The following is a 17,851-nucleotide window of genomic DNA, read 5'->3' on the forward strand; positions in this document are numbered from 1 at the left end:
TCTACCTCCTGGGGGGGGCGGGGGGGGGGGGGGGGGGGGGGGGGGGCCGGGGGGGGGGGGGGGGGGGGGCGGGCCCCCCCCCCCCCCACCACCCGATGCTCAGCGCCGCCCGGAGCGACGGTCGCCGCGGCGGTCGTCCGCCGCGCCACCGCCGGCCAGCCCGGCCCGGCGCAGCGCGTCCGCCATGGCGCTGTTGCCCAGCGGCGCCGAGCCGCCGGAGCCGCCGCGGTCACCGCGGTCGCGGCGGTCCTGCCCGCGCCCGCCGCCCTGGCCGCCGCTCTGGCCGCCCTGACCGCCCTGGCTGCCGCGCCGCTCCTGGCGCGGCGGACGGGCCTGCCGGTCGCCACCGCGCCCGCCGCCCTCGCCGCCGCGCCCCACCTCGTCGTCCAGCCGCAGGGTGAGCCCGATCCGCTTGCGCGGCACGTCCACCGAGGTCACCCGGACGGTCACGATGTCGCCCGGCTTCACCACCTCGCGCGGGTCCTTGACGAAGTTCTTCGACAGCGCCGACACGTGCACCAGCCCGTCCTGGTGGACGCCCACGTCGACGAAGGCGCCGAACGCGGCCACGTTCGTGACCACGCCCTCGAGCACCATGCCGACCTCCAGGTCGCCGATCTTGTCGACGCCCTCCTTGAAGGTCGCGGTGCGGAACGCCGGGCGCGGGTCACGGCCCGGCTTGTCCAGTTCGCCGAGGATGTCGGTGACGGTCGGTACGCCGAAGGTGTCGTCGGCGAAGTCGCCCGGCCGCAGGGCGCGCAGCTGCCCGCTGTTGCCGATCAGCTCCCGCAGCTCCCCGCCGGTCGCGGCGAGGATGCGGCGCACCACCGGGTACGCCTCCGGGTGCACGCTGGAGGCGTCCAGCGGGTCGTCGCCGCCCGGGATCCGCAGGAAGCCGGCGCACTGCTCAAAAGCCTTCGGACCCAGCCGGGACACGTCCTTGAGCGCCTTGCGGGTGCGGAACGGGCCGTTGGCGTCACGGTGGGCGACGATGTTGTCCGCGAGGGTGCCGGTGATGCCGGAGACCCGGGTCAGCAGCGGGGCGGAGGCGGTGTTGACGTCCACGCCGACCGCGTTGACGCAGTCCTCGACCACCGCGTCCAGCGAGCGGGAGAGCTTCACCTCGCTCAGGTCGTGCTGGTACTGGCCGACGCCGATCGACTTGGGGTCGATCTTGACCAGCTCGGCCAGCGGGTCCTGGAGCCGGCGGGCGATCGAGACCGCGCCGCGGATCGACACGTCGAGGTCCGGCAGCTCCTGCGAGGCGAAGGCGGACGCCGAGTAGACCGAGGCCCCGGCCTCGCTGACCATCGCCTTGGTGAGCTTCAGCTCCGGGTGGCGCTTGATGAGGTCCTCGGCGAGCTTGTCGGTCTCCCGGGAGGCGGTGCCGTTGCCGATCGCCACCAGGTCGACGTCGTGCTTCATCGCCAGCGCGGCCAGCGCCGCCAGCGCGGCGTCCCACTTGTTGGCCGGCTGGTGCGGGTAGATCGTCTCGTACGCGACCACCTTGCCGGTGGCGTCCACCACGGCGACCTTCACGCCGGTGCGGAAGCCCGGGTCCAGGCCCATCGTGGCGCGGGTGCCGGCCGGGGCGGCGAGCAGCAGGTCCCGCAGGTTGGCGGCGAAGACCCGGACCGCCTCGTCCTCGGCCTCCGCCCGCAGCCGGCCGCGCAGGTCGATGCCGAGCCTGACCAGGATCCGGGTGCGCCAGGCCCAGCGGACGGTGTCGCCGAGCCACTTGTCGGCCGGGCGGCCGTGGTCGGCGATGCCGAAGCGGGCGGCGATCCGCTGCTCGTAGTCGCTCGCGCCGGGCAGGTCGCCGGCCTCCTCCCCGTCGTACGGGGACAGGTCGAGGTCCAGCACCTCCTCCTTCTCGCCGCGCAGCATCGCCAGGATCCGGTGCGAGGGGAGCTTGGTGTACGGCTCGGCGAAGTCGAAGTAGTCGGCGAACTTCGCGCCCTCCTGCTCCTTGCCCTCGCGGACGGTGGCGACCATCCGGCCGCGGGTCCACATCCGCTCGCGCAGCGAGCCGACCAGGTCGGCGTCCTCGCCGAACCGCTCGACCAGGATCGCCCGGGCGCCCTCCAGCGCGGCCGGCGCGTCGGCCACCGACGCGTTCAGGTAGCCGGCCGCCAGCGCCCCCGGGTCCTGCGACGGGTCGGCGAGCAGGGTGTCGGCCAGCGGTTCGAGACCGGCCTCGCGGGCGATCTGCGCCTTGGTGCGCCGCTTCGGCTTGAACGGCAGGTAGATGTCCTCCAGCCGCGCCTTGGAGTCGGCGGCCAGGACCTGCGCGCGCAGCGCGTCGTCCAGCTTGCCCTGCGCCTCGATCGACTCCAGTACGGCGCTGCGCCGCTCCTCCAGCTCGCGCAGGTAGCGCAGCCGCTCCTCCAGGGTGCGCAGCTGCGCGTCGTCCAGCGAGCCGGTGACCTCCTTGCGGTAGCGGGCCACGAACGGCACCGTCGCGCCGCCGTCCAGCAGCTCGACCGCCGACTTCACCTGCCCCTCGCGGACGCCCAGTTCCTCGGCGATCTTCCGCTCGATCGCCTGCTGGGCCTGCTGGGCCGCCTGTTCGACTGGCGTGGTCACGAAGCCGGTCACCTTCTTCAGAGTTGCTGTCCGTACCCGGGCATTCTCGCAGCAACCCCCGACACCCCGCCCTGCCCCCGGCACCCCGGGCGTGGCGCGCCGGGGGCTCCGGCCGCGGTCAGTAGCCGTCGTCGACGGTGCGCTCCGGGGAACCGTCCGGACCGAGCCCGATCAGCACGGTCTCCTTCTCCTTCACCAGCCTGATCCGGTCCGGGCCGTCCCAGGCGACCTCGGGCGGCGGCTCCGGCCAGCGCGGCCGCGAGCCCGAGCGCCCCCCGTGAAACCCAACGCCCCCGCGAAATCCCCATGTTCTCACCCTAGTGTTCGAAATCCGCCTGAGCGCGGGGCCCCTCCCGGCGTACAGTGCCGGGCATGTGCGCAGCCGCTCGGACGCCCGACCACCTGCACGACGACGACCACCCGTACGACCCTCTGCACGATCCTCTGCACGACCGTCTCCACGACGACGAACCCGCCATCGACACCGGCCTGGTGAGGCGGCTGCTCGCCGCCCAGTTCCCGCACTGGAAGGGCCTGCCGCTGGCGCCGGCGGGCTTCACGGCCACGGACAACGCGATGTTCCGGCTCGGCCCCGAACTCGCCGTCCGCCTCCCCCGGGCGGCCTGGGCCGCGGGGAACCTCGGGCGCGAGCAGCACTGGCTCCCCCGCCTCGCCCGGCACCTGCCGACGCCCGTCCCGGCACCGGTCGGCCAGGGCCGGCCGACCGTCGGCTACCCCTGGAACTGGTCGGTGCTGCGCTGGCTGGACGGCGCCACCCCGGTCCCGGGTTCCATCCCCAATCCCGTCCAACTCGCCTACGACCTCGCCGACTTCCTCCGCGCGCTGCGCGCCGTCGAGCCGGACCCGGGTGCCCCGGCCGCGCTGCGCGGCGGACCGCTGGCCGGCCGTGACGCCGCCACCCGGGCCGCCATCGGACGGCTGCGCGGGGTGATCGACACCGAGACGGCGACCGCCCTGTGGGACAAGGCGCTGCGGCTGCCCGGGCACACCGGTCCGGCGGTCTGGGTGCACGGCGACCTCACCCCCGGCAACCTGCTGGTCACCGGCCAACGGCTGAGCGCCGTCCTGGACTTCGGCCTGCTGGGCGTCGGCGACCCGACCGTCGACCTGCTGCCCGCCTGGAGCCTGCTGCCGCCCACCGCCCGCCCGGCCTTCCGCAGCTCCCTGGCCGTCGACGACGCCACCTGGGAGCGCGGCCGTGCCTGGGCGCTGTCCCTGGCGCTCGTCCAACTGCCCTACTACCGCACCACCAACCCGCCGCTGGCCGCCAACGCCCGGCACATCGTCCGGGAGATCCTGGCGGACCGCAGCGTGTGACCCCGGCGTGCGCCCCCGCACCCGCCCCCGCCCCCGGCCCCGGTCCGGCCCCGGTCAGATGAAGCGCGTCGGCTCGGCGGCCCCCGGCGGCAGCGGGGTGCGGGCCGACTCCGACTGCCAGGCCCCGGCCAGCTCGGCCGGGAAGCGCCGGCCACTGCGGGTCAGCACCAGCCCGGGCGTCAACTCGACCTCGTCGCCCGGGCGGAACGACCGGTCGGCGCCCGGCGGGAGCCGCTCCCACGGGCCCAGGTGGCCGCGCCGCCCGGCCGCACGCAGCCGGCTGCCGTACGTGCTGGCGTCCCGTACGGTCACCGCGCCGCCGCGCACCGAGACCACCAGGTGCCGCCGGCTGACCAGGGCCGCCCGCTCGGCCGGCAGCAGGCCGAGCAGCGCGATGCCGTCCTCCGCCGCCACCGGCGCCCGGCCGACCACCGTCCGCGACCCCTCGTCCAGCGTGTACCGGGCCACGCACTCCCCGTCCAGCACCACCTTGACCTGGGCGGCACCGGGCCGGGCCCCGTCGTCGAGCAGCGGCGTCCCGTGCAGCTCGCAGGTGGGCACGCCCCGGCGCATCCTGGGCAGCATCACCCGCCCGCCGCGGTGCAGGCTGTACAGGGTGCAGCGGGCCTCCGGGCAGCGCCACGCCCGCCCGACCACCTCGACCAGCGGCTTGCGGGCGGGCGTCAGCAGTCCCTGCTTCTTCAGCGCGGACAGCTCCATCTTCTTGGAGATCTCCGCACCCGTCCGGTACCCCATGTCCAGCGGCACCAGCCGCACCGCGCCGCGCCCGGCCGCCTCCGGCCGCAGGAACTGCCAGGTGTTGCCCTGGATCCACGGGTGCTCGATCCGGTGGTCGTCGTAGTGGTCGGCGGTGACCACCTGGATCCCGGTCATGCCGGCGATCTCCAGTACCCGTTCGTCGGCGTCCGGCACCTCCTCCACCAGTCCCTCGGCGACCCAGCGCGCCAGGGTCCGGCCGTCCGCCGCGTCCTCGAACTCCCGCCGCCCGCCCAGCAGACTGCGGTCGGCCACGCAGTAGACGGCGACGTCCCGGTCCCCGGTCAGCCGCACCAGCGCGTCCACCACCAGCCCCAGCCGGTGCAGCGACCGCGCCGCGGAGCCGCCGAGGTCGGTCCGCCGCACGACGTTGGAGAGTTCGACCAGGTAGTCCGCCCGGTCGGCGGAGGTGGCGAGGTTGCGGTCGAGAGCGCGGAACGAAGGGCGTTCGGGGCGGTGCTCCATGGAGGCCTCCGTGCGGTCGGCGTGCACGGGGCGGACCGGGACGAACCGTCCCCACGCCCCGTCACAACGCTTCCATCATGGCCGATCCCGGGTCCGATCGGGGGCGGGCAGCGCGTCGACGAGGCGGTTGACCGCCCGGTCCCGCGTCCAGGGCGGGAACTGTGGCACCCGGTGGAGCGCTTCCAGACTGGCCGCCAGTTCCGGCGAGCCCAGATGGGACCGCCTGCCGGTCTTGTCGAGACGGCGGACGAACCGCCGCACGGCCCCCGGGCTCCAGCGGGCCTCGGAGCGCATCGGCACGTCGAACGGCCAGGTGGTCGGCGGTCCGCCGACCGGCTTCAGCCAGACGTACGAGTCCTCGGTGCCCGGTGCCCGCTGCGTCACCGAGCCGACGGTGAGGAGGAACATCGCGACGTTCTGCACCAGGGACTTGAGGCCGATGTCCCGGATCTCCACGTCGATCTGCTCGATCTCGTCCCAGCGGAAGCCCTCCATGCCCTCGGGGCGCAGCCCCTCCTGGTCGAAGACCGGCACCCCGGCGGCACGCTCGCCGCGTCCCAGGTGCGCGCCGCCCGGTTCGTACCGGAGCGGACCGTACATCGCTGCCATGCCGTGGTCCTCTCTGCCGATAGGGCGCTGCCCGGCAGCCGGCCGTGACCGGTTGCCGGGCAGCGCCTGCTTCAGTGGCTTCCCGGGGAAACCGGCGTCACGCGAAGAGGTCCCGGAACTTCCGGAAACGCTCGGTGACGCTGTTGATCGTCTCCTGCACCTTGTTGTAGTAGATGTACTCGTACTTGGTCGCCAGCTGGTTCCCTCCGATGAAAGCCCACGGCACGTACTTGTGGAACCTCCCCGCGAAGCTGCTGGCCGCGTAACTGGCCCCGCTCGCCTTGGCCAGACCGGAGATGCCCGCGGTCCAGCCCTTGGTCAGGTTGTTGTAGCGGCCTGCCATGCCGGCGAACTTCGTCGCCGTGTTGAAGCGCCCGAAGCCGCCGACGGCCGCGTTGAGCACGGTGTTCCGCGCCTGCCGCTTGGCCTCCGTCCAGTGGCCGCCGGAGGCGTACGAGACGGTGGCCAGGCCACCGGTCACCGCGGAGACCGCCTTCATCTGCGGCACCCAGATGCCCATGACGCCGGTGGTGGCCGAGACGGCGCCCAAGGCCTTGCCGACGTACATCGACCCCTTCTTCTTCCACCAGTCCTTGATGCCCTTGCGCCCGTCGAGGTCCGTGCAGCCGATCGGGTCGGCCATGCAGTACTCGTAGGCGTTGGCGCTGCCGCCGGGGACGGGGTCCACGGAGAGGAAGCGGCCGGTGGCGGGGTTGTAGAGGCGCACGCCCATGAGGACGATGCCGTCCTGGGCCTCGGCGGAGCGCTGCTTGCCGCCGAGCCAGCCGTAGCGGGCGGCCGGGGTGCCCGCGGTCGGGTTGCCGTACTCGTCGGAGTCGAGCAGCACCGGGCTCGTCAGGGCGGTGTCGGTGACCAGCACGACCGAGCCGAACAGGTTGGTCAGCTGGAGCTTGACCGTGCCCTGGTCGGTGACGGTCGCTGACAGGTCGCCGTCGGTGCCGGGGACGTTGCGGGTCCAGGCGCCGGCCGCGTTCTCGGTGATCCAGCGCGGGCTGTCGGCGCCGGTGCCGAAGTGCTGGACGCGGGTGGCGGTGGTGGACCAGCTGCCGTCGGCCTGCTTGGCGGCGGTGGTGCTGCCGTTGAGCCGGCCGACCGGGTCGAGGCTCCAGGTCTGCTTCGTGGTCGCGGTCTCCTGGGAGGCGACCAGGTCGTTGACCCGGTAGCCGAAGGCCGTGCCGCTCGGCGTGGTGAGCGTGCGGCCGAACGCGTCGTAGGTGTAGCCCGCGTCGGTGATCCGGTCCGCGCTGTCGTACGCCGAGTTCACCGTGGTGGCGCCGGCGGTGGTGCAGGTGCCGTCACCGGCCGGGCCGGAGGTGGTCTTGGCAGTGCGGTTGTAGTGGACGTCGTAGGTGTAGGTGCGGGTGGTGCAGCCGGCGGCGGCCGTGGACTGCTCGGCCTTGACCAGACGGCCGAGGCGGTCGTACCCGTAGGTCTTGGTACCGCTGGTGCTGGTGGTCCTCGCCACCTGGGCCTGGGTGGACAGGTCGTTGCTCTGGGACCAGACGACCTTGCCGTCGGAGGCGCGGGTGTAGCTGCGGGCGACGGCCTTGCCGGAAGCGTTCAGGGTGTCCTTGCGGACGATGCCGCCGGGGTAGGTCTGCTCGACGAGCTGGCCGTCCGGGCTGTACTTCGCCGTGAACTCACCGGCCTTGCTGTCGTTCACCGAGGTGAGCAGACCGCGCGGTTCCTTGGTCCGGTCGTAGGTGAACGTGGTGACGCCGGTGGGGTCGGTGACCTTGACCGGCTTGCTGAACCTGTCGTACTCGGTCGTGGTGGTCGCGCCGTCGGCATCGGTGTACGAGATCGTCCGGCCGAGGACGTCCTGGACCATGGTGACGGACTTGCCGCCCGCCGTGGTCGACAGCACGTCGCCGGTGGCCGGGTCGTAGGCGGTGACGGCCTTCGGCACGGCCTGGCCCTCGTCGCCGGTGATCTCGGTGGAGACGGTGCGGTCGACGGCGTCGTAGACGGTGGTGGTCCTGCGGGTCTTGCCGGCGTTGGTCTCGACGATCTCCTCGGGCTTGCCGGTGCGCGAGTACCGGGTGGTCTGCTTGACCGGCAGGGTGGTCGCCATCCGCGCCGTGTCCGCACCGGTGACGTCCGCCCCCGGCGCGGTGACGCACAGCTGGCCCGCCCACTCCGGACGGTTGGCGCAGACCGGGTTCGCCGCGTTGGCGCCCGCCGTGTAGTAGGTGTACCTGGTGGTGGTGGCGTCGGCCGCCTCGGACCCGGGGACCCGGATCTCCTCGGGGTGGCCCTGGGGGTCGAAGCGGGTGCTGGTGGTGAGCTTGGCGCCCAGGGCGTCGGTGGTCACCGTGGTCGGCTTCTTCACCGTCCAGCCCGAGGTGCCGCCGATCGGGGTGCCGTAACCGTTCTTGGTCACCCGCAGCTCGACGTCGTCGGCGTAACCGTCGATCCGGGCGCCGTCGGTCACGGTGGTGGCCAGGTGGTAGGCCCGGCCGTCGGGCTTGCCCTCGTCGTAGCTGTTGGTGTTGTGGTCACGGGCCACCACCGAGGTCCCGACCGGGAGGGTCGGGTTCAGGGTGGTCTTGGTCAGCGTGACGGTGTCCAGGCCGGCGTGGTGGCGCTCGCCGGTGCTGGCCGGGTTGGTGCCGGTGATGGTGATCTTCAGCTCGTGGTCACCACGCGCCAGCCGGATCGGCTGGCCGGTCGCGTACGGCACCACCGCCGGGTTCGCGGAGTAGGTGTCGATCGGCTGGCCGAGGTTCTGCCCGTCGATCGCGAACTGCACGATGCCGTGGTCGCTGTACTTGGTCAGCTGACCGGAGAGCAGGTACTCGCCCTCCTCCGGCACGCTGACCCGCACCACGTCGAAGCCGCCGGCCGCGGTGGCCCGCACGCTCAGGTGCGCACCGCCCGACCAGGTGAGGCCGCAGCAGTCGGTGTCGACCTTGACCGGCACGTTGGCGCCGAGCTGCGGCAGCTTCTCGGCCTCCGCCGTGACGGTGGCCGGCGTGGTCTGGCCGTTGACCTGCTCGCTCAGCGAGGCGCGGTAGACCGGGCCGAGCGTCTCGACGACGTCCTGGCCGTCGGCGGTGTAGACGGTGCGCGAGTCCAGCAGCCGGGCCCGCGACGCGGAGTCGGTGGGCAGGTTCAGCTCGGTCGCGTACCGGGCCGCGTCCGGGTGGGTCCCGAGCGCGATCGCGCGGTTGGTCGCCTCCAGGGCACGTACGACGTGGCCGTAGCGGTCGTACTCCTTGGTGTCGATGTCACCGCCCGGAGTCACCGACGGGGAGGCGGTGTTGACCTCCTGGCCGTTGGCGTTCAGGTAGTGCACGGCGGCCGGCTTGTAGCCGTCGGGTCCCGGCTTGACCGCCGTGGCGGTGTTGGTGCCCGGGTCGTCCTCCGGGTCGTACACGGCGGTGGCGTCGGTGGGGGCGTCGAGCTGCGCCCACTTGGCCACGTCCGCGCCGGCCAGGTCGTACGGACCGCCCGCGCCGCGGGTCAGCGGCACGTCGTAGACCACGGTGATCGCGGTCTCGCCGCTCACCTGGTCCTTGCTGCCCTGCGCCAGGGCCGGACGGCGGACCTTCAGCAGGCGCCCCGGGTCCTGGTCGGCCGCGGCCTTGCCGAAGTCGAAGGACCACGGCAGGTGCCCGGCCGCCGTGGTCCGGGTGACCCGGCCCGCGTCGTCGTAGCCGTAGGTGGTCTTCAACGTCTGGGTCAGGCGCGGGTCCCAGGTCTCGGCGAGGCGGCCCTTGTCGTCGTACGCGTAGTGGGCGACCTCGACGGCCTCCTGCTTGGAGGTCGCCGGGTTCCACGACCAGACCTTGACGGCCTTGACGCGGTCCAGGTGGTCACCGGGAGCCGTCGCGGTCGCCGTGGTGACCTTGGCGTACTCGTACTCCATGACCTCGCAGCCGCGCGGCAGCGGGTCCACCGAGCACCTGTTGGTGTCGTCCACCCCGGCCTCGACCGGCGGGATCACGCGCTTGACCAGCGAACGGCCGTCGGTGGTGTCGTACAGGTACCGGGTCGCCGAGGCGGCGCCCGGACCGATCTCGCTGACCACCTGGTAGCTGTTCGAACCGGCCTGCTGGGCGAAGACCGTCCTGGTCCCGTCCTGCTCGGTCAGCTCGTACGTGGTGGCGTTGGTCCGGACGTCCCAGACCTGGTTCGCACCGGCCCAGCAGACCCAGATGGTGGCGCCGTTGTAGGCGTCCAGGCACTTGCCGGACTGCTGGTTCAGCAGCTGGCCGTCGGTGCGCACGTCCCACTTCTGGTTGGCGCCGCCGTTGCAGTCCCAGAGCACCAGCCGGGTGTTGTCGTCGACCGCGCCCCAGGGGTTGTCCAGGCACCGGCCCAGGATCTGGATGCGCTGCTGGTCGTCACGGGTCCACTGCTGGTTGGTGGCACCGGTGCACGGCGCGGTCTGCAGCACCGCCCCGTTGCCGGCGTCGCCGTTCGGCACCTCCAGGCAGAGGCCGTTGGTGCTGAGCACGATCGCACCGGAGGTGGCCGGCACGGCCTTCAGGGTGAGCGACTCGGCGCCCGGCTCCGGGAACAGGGTGCCGTCGGAGCCCTTGGCGAAGGTGAGCGAGGAGTCGTCGTTGCCCTTGATCTCGACCAGGTCGGACTGCGGGAACGACAGCGAGCGGAAGTCCGAGCCACCGCCCGCCGCCGGGCCGCCGGCCCACTGCGGACCGAACGGCGCCACGATCTCCTTCATCGACAGGTCGTCGAAGAAGACCTGCTTGTCGGCGGCCGTGAAGCCGTTGTAGAGGCGGAAGAACGCCTCGGTGGCGTCCGCCGGAACGGCCAGGTCCACGCTGAGCTGCTGCCAGCCGTCGGTGAAGCCCGCCTTGGCCGAGGTGGTCTTGGCGTAGCCGGCCCCGGTCTTCACGAAGCCCACGAGCCGCAGGCCGCGGTCGCCGAAGTCCGGGTTCAGACCGGTCGAGCCCGGCACGTAGATCCAGCCGGTGAGGCGGTAGGTCCGGCCCGGCTTCATGCCGAGCGCCATGGTGTTGTCCGGACCGACACCCGCGTAGGAGTCGATCTGGCCGGTCGGCGTGATCAGCAGCGAGTCGGTCGAGCTGTCGTGGCCGCGCGCGGTGGAACGCGACAGCGTGGCCAGGCCGGCCGAGAACCCGTTGGTGTCGGTGCCGATCTGGCGCTGGTTGGTGGTCAGGCGCTCGCCCTGCGGCTGCCAGCCGCGGTCCGTGCCCCGCGAGGAGGAGGTGCGGGACACCGACATGCCGAAGGCGTCGGCGTCGGTGGTGCTGGTGGTGTAGTCACCGGTGAGCAGGTTGACCGAGCCCGGGCCCGCGTCGGCGCTCGCGGCGCCGTCCGCGTTGCGGTCCACGGTCAGGGTGTTCCAGACGGTGGTGTAGCCGTTGCCGGAGCCGTCCTGCGGGAACAGCTTGGCGCGCACCTGCAGGACACCGCCGACGTTGCCGAGGGTGTCCAGGACGTTCCAGTTGGCGTGCGGGCCGAGGTCCGACAGCAGCGGCTTGTCCTCGGTGACCGGGGTGTTGTCCGCCTTGGTCAGGTTGACGCGCGGAACCGTGTACTCGGTGGCGCCGGGGCCGCGGCGGTACTCGTAGACCACCCGCTTGAACTGCGCCTGCGCGTCGACGGCCAGCTTGACGCGCTTGGCCGCCTGGGTGCCGTTCACCGGCGAACTGATGCCGGCCTGGCCGACGTGGAACACGTACTCGGCGGGCGGGGAGAGGTTGCCCGCGCGGTCCTTGGCCTGCACGCTGAGCACGCGCCGGCCCTCGGTGGTCGGGGTGATCGACGTGGTCAGCGCCGCGGTGGCGTCGACGGTGACCGCGGTGCCGCCGTCCAGGGTGTAGACGTAGGCGGTGAGGTCGTCGGTACCGGCGGCCGGGGTGAAGGTGAACGAACCGGCCTGGTTGGCCGCACCGTGCCACAGCGAGTCCGCCGGGTAGTCGGCCGAGGTGACGAACGGCGTGCCGGGCGCCACGGTGTCCACCACGAACGGGGTGGTCACCCAGTTCGAGCGGGACTTGCCGTCGTCCAGCATCGAGGAGATCGAGTACTGCACGCCCTCGTCGAGCTTGGCGATCCCGAAGTCGGACGCCTTGACGGAGGCCCAGGAGCCGCTCGGCGTGTCCTTGGGGATGCTGCCGATGAAGGTGCCGCCGCGCCACAGGTCGAAGTAGACCTTGACGTTGTCACCGTCGTCGTCCGCCGCCTGCGCCAGGAAGCGCGGGTTGGCGTCCGCGACGTACTTCGGGGTGCCCGGCTGGGACGGCTGGATCTCGACCGACGCGGGGGTCCGCGGGACCGAGTTGTAGGTGATCGAGATGTACGGCGGGGCCGAGCTCTGGGCGGAACCGAACTTCTTCCAGGAGAGGCTGCTGTTCTCGTCCGTCGCCTTCAGCATGAAGCCGTAGTCGTTGGAGCCGTACTGCGCGAAGTACCGGATCATCTCCGTGACGTCGGTGTTGGTCCAGCCGGACCCGTCCGGGGCCGCGCACTGGTGGGCGTCGCCGCCGTCGAGGTCGTAGGTCTCGTACGTCCGGGTCCACATCTGGCCCCACTGGGGCTCGTTGCCCCACCGGGTCCACCAGGCCGCGCCGCCCGCGTTCCACACCTCCCACTGCTTCGGGGTGCAGGAGGAGGAGTGGAAGTTGTACAGGTGCAGCTTGGCGTCCAGGATCTGCTTGCCGTTGAACTGGCCGCCCGGGATCGTCACGTACGAGCGCGCCTTGACGCTGCCGTTGTAGCTGCCCAGCTTGAGCTCGTCCGAGCCGGAGGCGTCGAAGTTCTCGTTGTTCTGGACATACGTGTCGAAGGTGCTGCCGATGTCCACGACCGGGTCGATGGTCACCGGGTACTGGGTCCCGGCGTCGGCCAGGAAGGCCGCGTCCGGGGTGAACACCAGCTCGGTGTCCGCCCCCTCACCGCGCACCTGCATCGTCACCGGGGCCCGGTTGAGGTGCTCGCCCGAGGCCTCGTCGAGCGCCGCGTCCCACATCACGGGGGCCGGGATCTTGACGGCCTCCTTGCCGGTCGCCTTGTCCAGCAGCTGGATCGAACCGTCCTGCTGCGGGGCGATGTTGAGGCCGGTGGTGTCCAGCGGGATCGTGACCGTGCCGGTCTGCGCGACGGCGGAACGATTCTTCACGATCAGGAACTGCTCGAAGCCGGTCCGGGTCGCCTTCAGCACCAGGTCCACGCCCGGGCGGGCGTCGACGTACGTCGCCTGGCTGCCCTCCAGCTTCGGCCTGGGGAGCCTGCCGAGCCAGCCGAAGCCGACCTGCTGCCCACCGGTGCCGATCTTCACCAGCTCCCGCTCGGCGGGCGCGGGCTCCGGTGCCCCGGCGGCGGCCGACGCCCCCTTCGCCAGTACCCCGGTGCCCGGCGCGCTGTCGCCCACCGTCACCCCGGCCTCGCCGCCGGCCAGCACCAGCCCGCCGGGGTGCGCCTTCGGCGCCACCTTCCCGTCGGGGGTCTGCACCAGTGTGGTGTCGACCTCCACCCAGTCCTTGCCGTCCTTGCCGGCCTTCATCCGGACCTGCCCGGTGGACCGGTCGGCGGTCAGCGTCCCGTCCGGGTTCGCCCACAGCGTGGTGAACTCCGTCCGGGCCCCGGTCACCTCGATCCGGTGCCCCTGGAGCCGGGCCGCCAGCAGCGCCGACGCCTCGTCGGGCGCCTCATCGGTCGGCGTGGCGGGCGCCTGCGGACTCTTCGGGTCCGCCGGCTTCGGCGCCGCGGACGCCGGGGAGGCGGTCAGCGCTTGGGCGGCCACACCGCCCTGTACCAGCAGGCCGAGCGTCAGAGCGGCCGATATCGGCCTTCTCCAGCGCCCGGAGGAAGTCCCGTCCGCGGCTGCGGAGGGATTCTTGGAACGTCGCAACATCAGTTCCTCTTCGGAGAGGGTGCCATGACTGTTCAGGCCCTCTGGCCCGCCGGAGGATCTCCCCAGTCGCACGCGTCCCAGTAGCGCTCACCCGTCTCGATTCGATAACGGTGAATCGCATACGACCAACTTCTGATGCCATGTCATGTCACCGATGCCTATGGGTGATTTGCGCTCTTCGCACCGCCCGCCCCGGCGCGGCCCGGCGGCGACGTCCGCTCCAGGGGCCGAGGCCCCCGGAGCGGACGTCGCGATCAGTGCCCGACCGCCACCACGATCTTGCCGATCTGGCTGCCCGCCTCCAGGTAGCGGTGGGCGTCGACGATCTCCTCGAAGGGGAAGACCCGGTCGATCACGGGCTGGAAGGCGCCGGTCGCCAGACCGGAGGAGACGAAGGCCTCGGCCCGGCGCAGGGCTCCGGGGTCGGTGGTGATCTCGTACAGGGTGTAGCTGCGCATGGCCTTGCCGCGCATCACGGGCATGGGCGGGAAGGGGGTGTCCTCGCCACTGAGTGCGCCGTAGACGACGATGGTGCCGCCGGGGGCGAGGGCGCGGGCGAGGTCGACGACGCCGGGGCCGGCGACGGCGTCGAAGGCGAAGTCGGCACCCCGGCCGGCGGTGAGTTCCCGGACGCGCGACGCGAGGTCCTCCTCCTCGGTGACGACGACCTCGGCGGCGCCCGCCTTCAGCAGGGCCTCCCGCTTGGCCCGGGTGCGGGTGGTGGCGATCGGGACGGCGCCGATCCGACGGGCGATCTGAACAGCCGCCAGACCCACGCTGCTGGAGGCGGCGGTGATCACCACGGCGTCGCCGGCCCGCATGCCGCCGACCTCCACCAGGGCGCCGTAGGCGGTGACGTACGGCATCCAGACCGCCGCCCCGCCGATCGCGTCCAGCCCCTCGGGTCGGTGCAGCACGGCGTTCGCGGGGACGACGGCCCGTTCCGCGTAGACGGCGTAGTCGTTCATCGAGAAGGCCGGCACCACGCTGATCGCGTCGCCGGGCACGAAGCCGGTCACACCCGGACCGACGGCCTCGACGACGCCCGCGGCCTCGGTGCCCAGGCGGCCGGGGAACTCCCGGACGTCCTCGATGTAGTGGCCACTGCGGTACAGCACCTCGGCCCGGTTGAGGCCGATCGCCTCGACCCGGATCAGCAGCTCCCCGGGGCCCGGCTCGGCGACCGGCACCTCCTCCACCCGCAACACCTCGGGCCCACCCGGCTCGCGGAACAGCACGGTCCTGACCATGGTTCAACTCCCTTGCCCTGTCGATGATCTCCGCGTCGCGGCGCTCTCACCCAAGCCCAAAGTACGAACGCTGTCAAACTTCGATGACCGTCGTACGATGGGTGGGCGACAGAAACAGGAGGCCGGATCCCCATGACACGAACGGCACAGCAGGGAAGGCGCGTTGCCCCTCACCCCGACCCGCGGACCGTCCCGCTGCAGCAGGTGCTGGAGGCGCTGGTCGACCCGGTGCGGCGCAGGATCGTCCGCGCGCTGGACGCGGCCGACGAGGACCTGGCCTGCGGGGTGATCGAGCTGTCGGTCAGCAAGTCGACGGCGACCCACCACTTCCACGTGCTGCGCGAGGCCGGGCTGATCCGCCAGTACTACGTGGGCACTTCGCGGCTGAACGCGCTGCGGCGCGAGGAGTTCGAGGAGTCCTTCCCGGGCCTGCTCGACGCGCTGATCGCGGCGCCTGAGCACCGCTGAGCCCGGCCGACACGACACCCGGCGGGCCCAGTAGGGTGCGGACATGACACGCCATCTGGACTTCGAGGGCCCGTACAACTTCCGCGACCTGGGCGGCTACCCGGCCGCCGACGGACGGACGGTCCGCCGGGGGCTGCTCTACCGCTCCTCCTCGCTCGCCAGACTCACCTCCGCCGCCGACCAGGAGCGGTTCCGGGCACTGGACATCGGCACCGTGATCGATCTGCGCTACCCCTGGGAGATCGCCCGCCGGGGGCGGATACCGGAGCTGGAGGGCGTCGCGTACCACAACCTGTCGATCGAGCACCGGCCGTACGACCAGGCCGAGATCGACCCGGGGCTCGACCCGTGGCGGTACCTGGCGGACCGGTTCGCCGAGGTGGCCGAGGACGGCGTCGCGGAGATCCGCGGCGCCCTGGAGCTGATCGCCGGGGCCGAGCGGCCGGTGGTCTTCCACTGCGCCGCTGGAAAGGACCGCACCGGACTGATCGCCGCCCTGGTGCTCAGCCTGCTCGGCGTCGGCGAGGACGACGTGGCCGCCGACTTCGCGCTCACCGAGCTCGTCACCGCCCGGCTGGTGGAGGACTGGCGCGCCGCCAACCCGGGGCGCACCCTGCGCTGGCCCGCCTTCGGGCGCGCGCCGGAGGAGGTGATCCGGCTCGCGCTCGCGGACCTGACCGCCGCGCACGGATCGGTCCACGCCTATGCCACCGGCCGCCTGGGCGTCGACGAGGAGCTGATCGGCCGGCTGCGGGACCGGCTGCTCACCGCGTAGCACGGCGGCGACGGGAACCGGCCAGCACCCGACCGGAACGACAATCGCATGAAAAAGAAATCGATCGACCGGTGAATCAGAAACGGGCATGGCTGATCGATATTCGACCGAAAGAATCAAAGGGGTGGAACTTTCGGTGAATGTCGATCAGCCTCTTGCCAAGCCCTGGATCTCCGGCCTCACCAGGCCGAATGGCCGAAAAAAATAGTGCTGGGCGCCTGTTCGTGCACGCTAAGGTCATTTCCGCGGCGGCTCGGCCGATCGGGTGACCACGACCGTTCGGGTCGGACCTCCGCTCGTTTCCTTTTGCCTGCATGACCCCGCCCGCCCGGCGGCGTCACCGAAATGATCGGACGGAATATGCACGCAAAGAACCGCGCCGACCGGCCCCGCCCCGCCGACCGGCCCCGCCGCACCGACCGCGCGCTCGTCCGAGGCGTCCTGGTCGCCACCGCACTGCTCGGGTTCTCGGGCGCCGCCCCCGCGCTCGCCGAAGGCTCCTGGACGTCCTACATCAGCAACTGGGGGCCCGGCTCGGAGTCCCGCCGCTGGGAGGACGCCGACCGGGACGACGTCGTCACCTCCGTCACCTTCCAGGGCTGCGCGACCGCCACCGACGACTTCAAGGACTCCGGCCTCCAGCTCTACAAGGACGTCTTCGGCCCCGACAAGGCCTACGGCCACCGCACCAACCACTGCGACACCTCCAGCTGGGGCGACCAGAGCGCCGGCAACTACTACTTCGTGCTCGAAGGCGTGCGCAACGGCGGCAGGCTCTGGGTGGACACCGTCACCACCCGGTACTGATCCCGCCCCCTCGTCCTCCGACCCGCCCCCCTTGACCCTCGCCCCGGCCGTGGTTCCGGCGGACACGCCCGTCCGCCGGCGCCCCCGCACCCGTTCCGAGCGAAATGCGTCGACCCCGCCATGGCCCTTGAATTCCACCGCATCGACTTCCAGTACAGCCGCAAGGCGCTCCTGTTCACCGGTCTCGATCTGCGGATCGACAACCCGGCCACCGTCCTGCTCGGCCCCAACGGCGCCGGCAAGTCCACCCTCATGGCGCTCGCCGCCTCGCAGTTGAGCCCGCACCGGGGGCTGGTCACCTGGCGCGGCGTCAACCCCGCGGCCGGCGGGGGCGACCGGGCGGCCTACCGGCGCGCCGTGGCGTGGCTGCCGCAGCAGATCACCCCCATCCCCGGGCTCAGCGTGCGCGAACAGGTCGCCTACTGCGGCTGGTTGAAGGGCATGTCGCGCACCGCCGCCTGGCGGGCCTCGGCCGGTGCGCTCGCCCGGGTCGGCCTCTCCGGGCTCGCCGACCGGCCCGGCCACCAGCTCTCCGGCGGCCAGCTGCGCCGGATGGGCATCGCCGGCTGCCTCGCCCACCACAGCGAGCTGATCCTGATGGACGAGCCCACCGCCGGGCTCGACCCCACCCAGCGCGCGGTGTTCCGCTCCCTGGTCGAGGAGTTGACGGGCGAGGTCGGCATCCTCGTCTCCACCCACCGGACCGAGGACCTCGCCGGCACCTACCGGCACGTGGTGGTGCTGGACCGCGGGCGGGTCCGGTTCCAGGGCGCCACCGAGGAGTTCCACGCCCTGGCGGCGGTCGGCAGCGCGGTCCCCGGCGGGCCCGAGGGGGCCGACGGCGGGTCCGGCACGCCGAGCGCCGAGGCCGCGTACGCGCGGCTGATCGAACGGGAGACATGACCG

Annotated in this window: 10 protein-coding genes; 5 read left to right on the plus strand and 5 right to left on the minus strand. The window is 72.4% G+C overall.

Features of this window, described 5'->3' with window-relative positions:
• Nucleotides 1-99: 99 nt before the first annotated feature.
• Nucleotides 100-2,586: a Tex family protein gene (locus ABZW10_RS14985; RefSeq protein ID WP_355364440.1), complete on the minus strand. Its 2,487-nt coding sequence runs from the start codon at nt 2,584-2,586 to the stop codon at nt 100-102.
• Between the two features lie 372 nt (nt 2,587-2,958).
• Between ABZW10_RS14985 and ABZW10_RS14990 the strand changes: the two genes are divergently transcribed.
• On the plus strand, nt 2,959-3,924 hold the full coding sequence (locus ABZW10_RS14990; protein WP_355364443.1) for an aminoglycoside phosphotransferase family protein: 966 nt from the start codon (nt 2,959-2,961) through the stop codon (nt 3,922-3,924).
• A 54-nt stretch (nt 3,925-3,978) separates the two neighbouring features.
• Here the strand turns inward: ABZW10_RS14990 and ABZW10_RS14995 are convergent, their stop codons facing one another.
• From ABZW10_RS14995 to ABZW10_RS15010, 4 genes are all read right to left on the minus strand, one after another.
• Nucleotides 3,979-5,166: an FHA domain-containing protein gene (locus tag ABZW10_RS14995; RefSeq protein WP_355364446.1), complete on the minus strand. Its 1,188-nt coding sequence runs from the start codon at nt 5,164-5,166 to the stop codon at nt 3,979-3,981.
• Between the two features lie 75 nt (nt 5,167-5,241).
• Nucleotides 5,242-5,775, minus strand: a complete 534-nt coding sequence (locus tag ABZW10_RS15000) for a hypothetical protein (RefSeq protein WP_355364449.1) — start codon at nt 5,773-5,775, stop codon at nt 5,242-5,244.
• 97 nt (nt 5,776-5,872) lie between these two features.
• Nucleotides 5,873-13,534 (minus strand): ricin-type beta-trefoil lectin domain protein, encoded by a 7,662-nt coding sequence (locus tag ABZW10_RS15005; protein ID WP_355364452.1) that lies wholly within the window; start codon nt 13,532-13,534, stop codon nt 5,873-5,875.
• Between the two features lie 365 nt (nt 13,535-13,899).
• Nucleotides 13,900-14,895, minus strand: coding sequence for a zinc-dependent alcohol dehydrogenase family protein (locus ABZW10_RS15010; protein WP_355364455.1), 996 nt, complete (start codon nt 14,893-14,895; stop codon nt 13,900-13,902).
• Nucleotides 14,896-15,027: 132 nt separating this feature from the next.
• On the opposite strand from ABZW10_RS15010, the gene ABZW10_RS15015 reads away from it, so the two are divergent.
• From ABZW10_RS15015 to ABZW10_RS15030, 4 genes are all read left to right on the plus strand, one after another.
• On the plus strand, nt 15,028-15,363 hold the full coding sequence (locus ABZW10_RS15015) for a helix-turn-helix transcriptional regulator (RefSeq protein WP_355364458.1): 336 nt from the start codon (nt 15,028-15,030) through the stop codon (nt 15,361-15,363).
• 43 nt (nt 15,364-15,406) lie between these two features.
• Nucleotides 15,407-16,138, plus strand: a complete 732-nt coding sequence (locus ABZW10_RS15020; protein ID WP_355364461.1) for a tyrosine-protein phosphatase — start codon at nt 15,407-15,409, stop codon at nt 16,136-16,138.
• A 360-nt stretch (nt 16,139-16,498) separates the two neighbouring features.
• Nucleotides 16,499-16,945 (plus strand): hypothetical protein, encoded by a 447-nt coding sequence (locus ABZW10_RS15025; RefSeq protein WP_355364464.1) that lies wholly within the window; start codon nt 16,499-16,501, stop codon nt 16,943-16,945.
• Between the two features lie 120 nt (nt 16,946-17,065).
• On the plus strand, nt 17,066-17,848 hold the full coding sequence (locus ABZW10_RS15030; protein ID WP_355364467.1) for an ATP-binding cassette domain-containing protein: 783 nt from the start codon (nt 17,066-17,068) through the stop codon (nt 17,846-17,848).
• The last annotated feature ends 3 nt before the right edge of the window (nt 17,849-17,851 follow it).

Origin of the sequence: Kitasatospora sp. NPDC004723 (assembly GCF_040609255.1) — a bacterium.
Taxonomy (GTDB): domain Bacteria; phylum Actinomycetota; class Actinomycetes; order Streptomycetales; family Streptomycetaceae; genus Kitasatospora.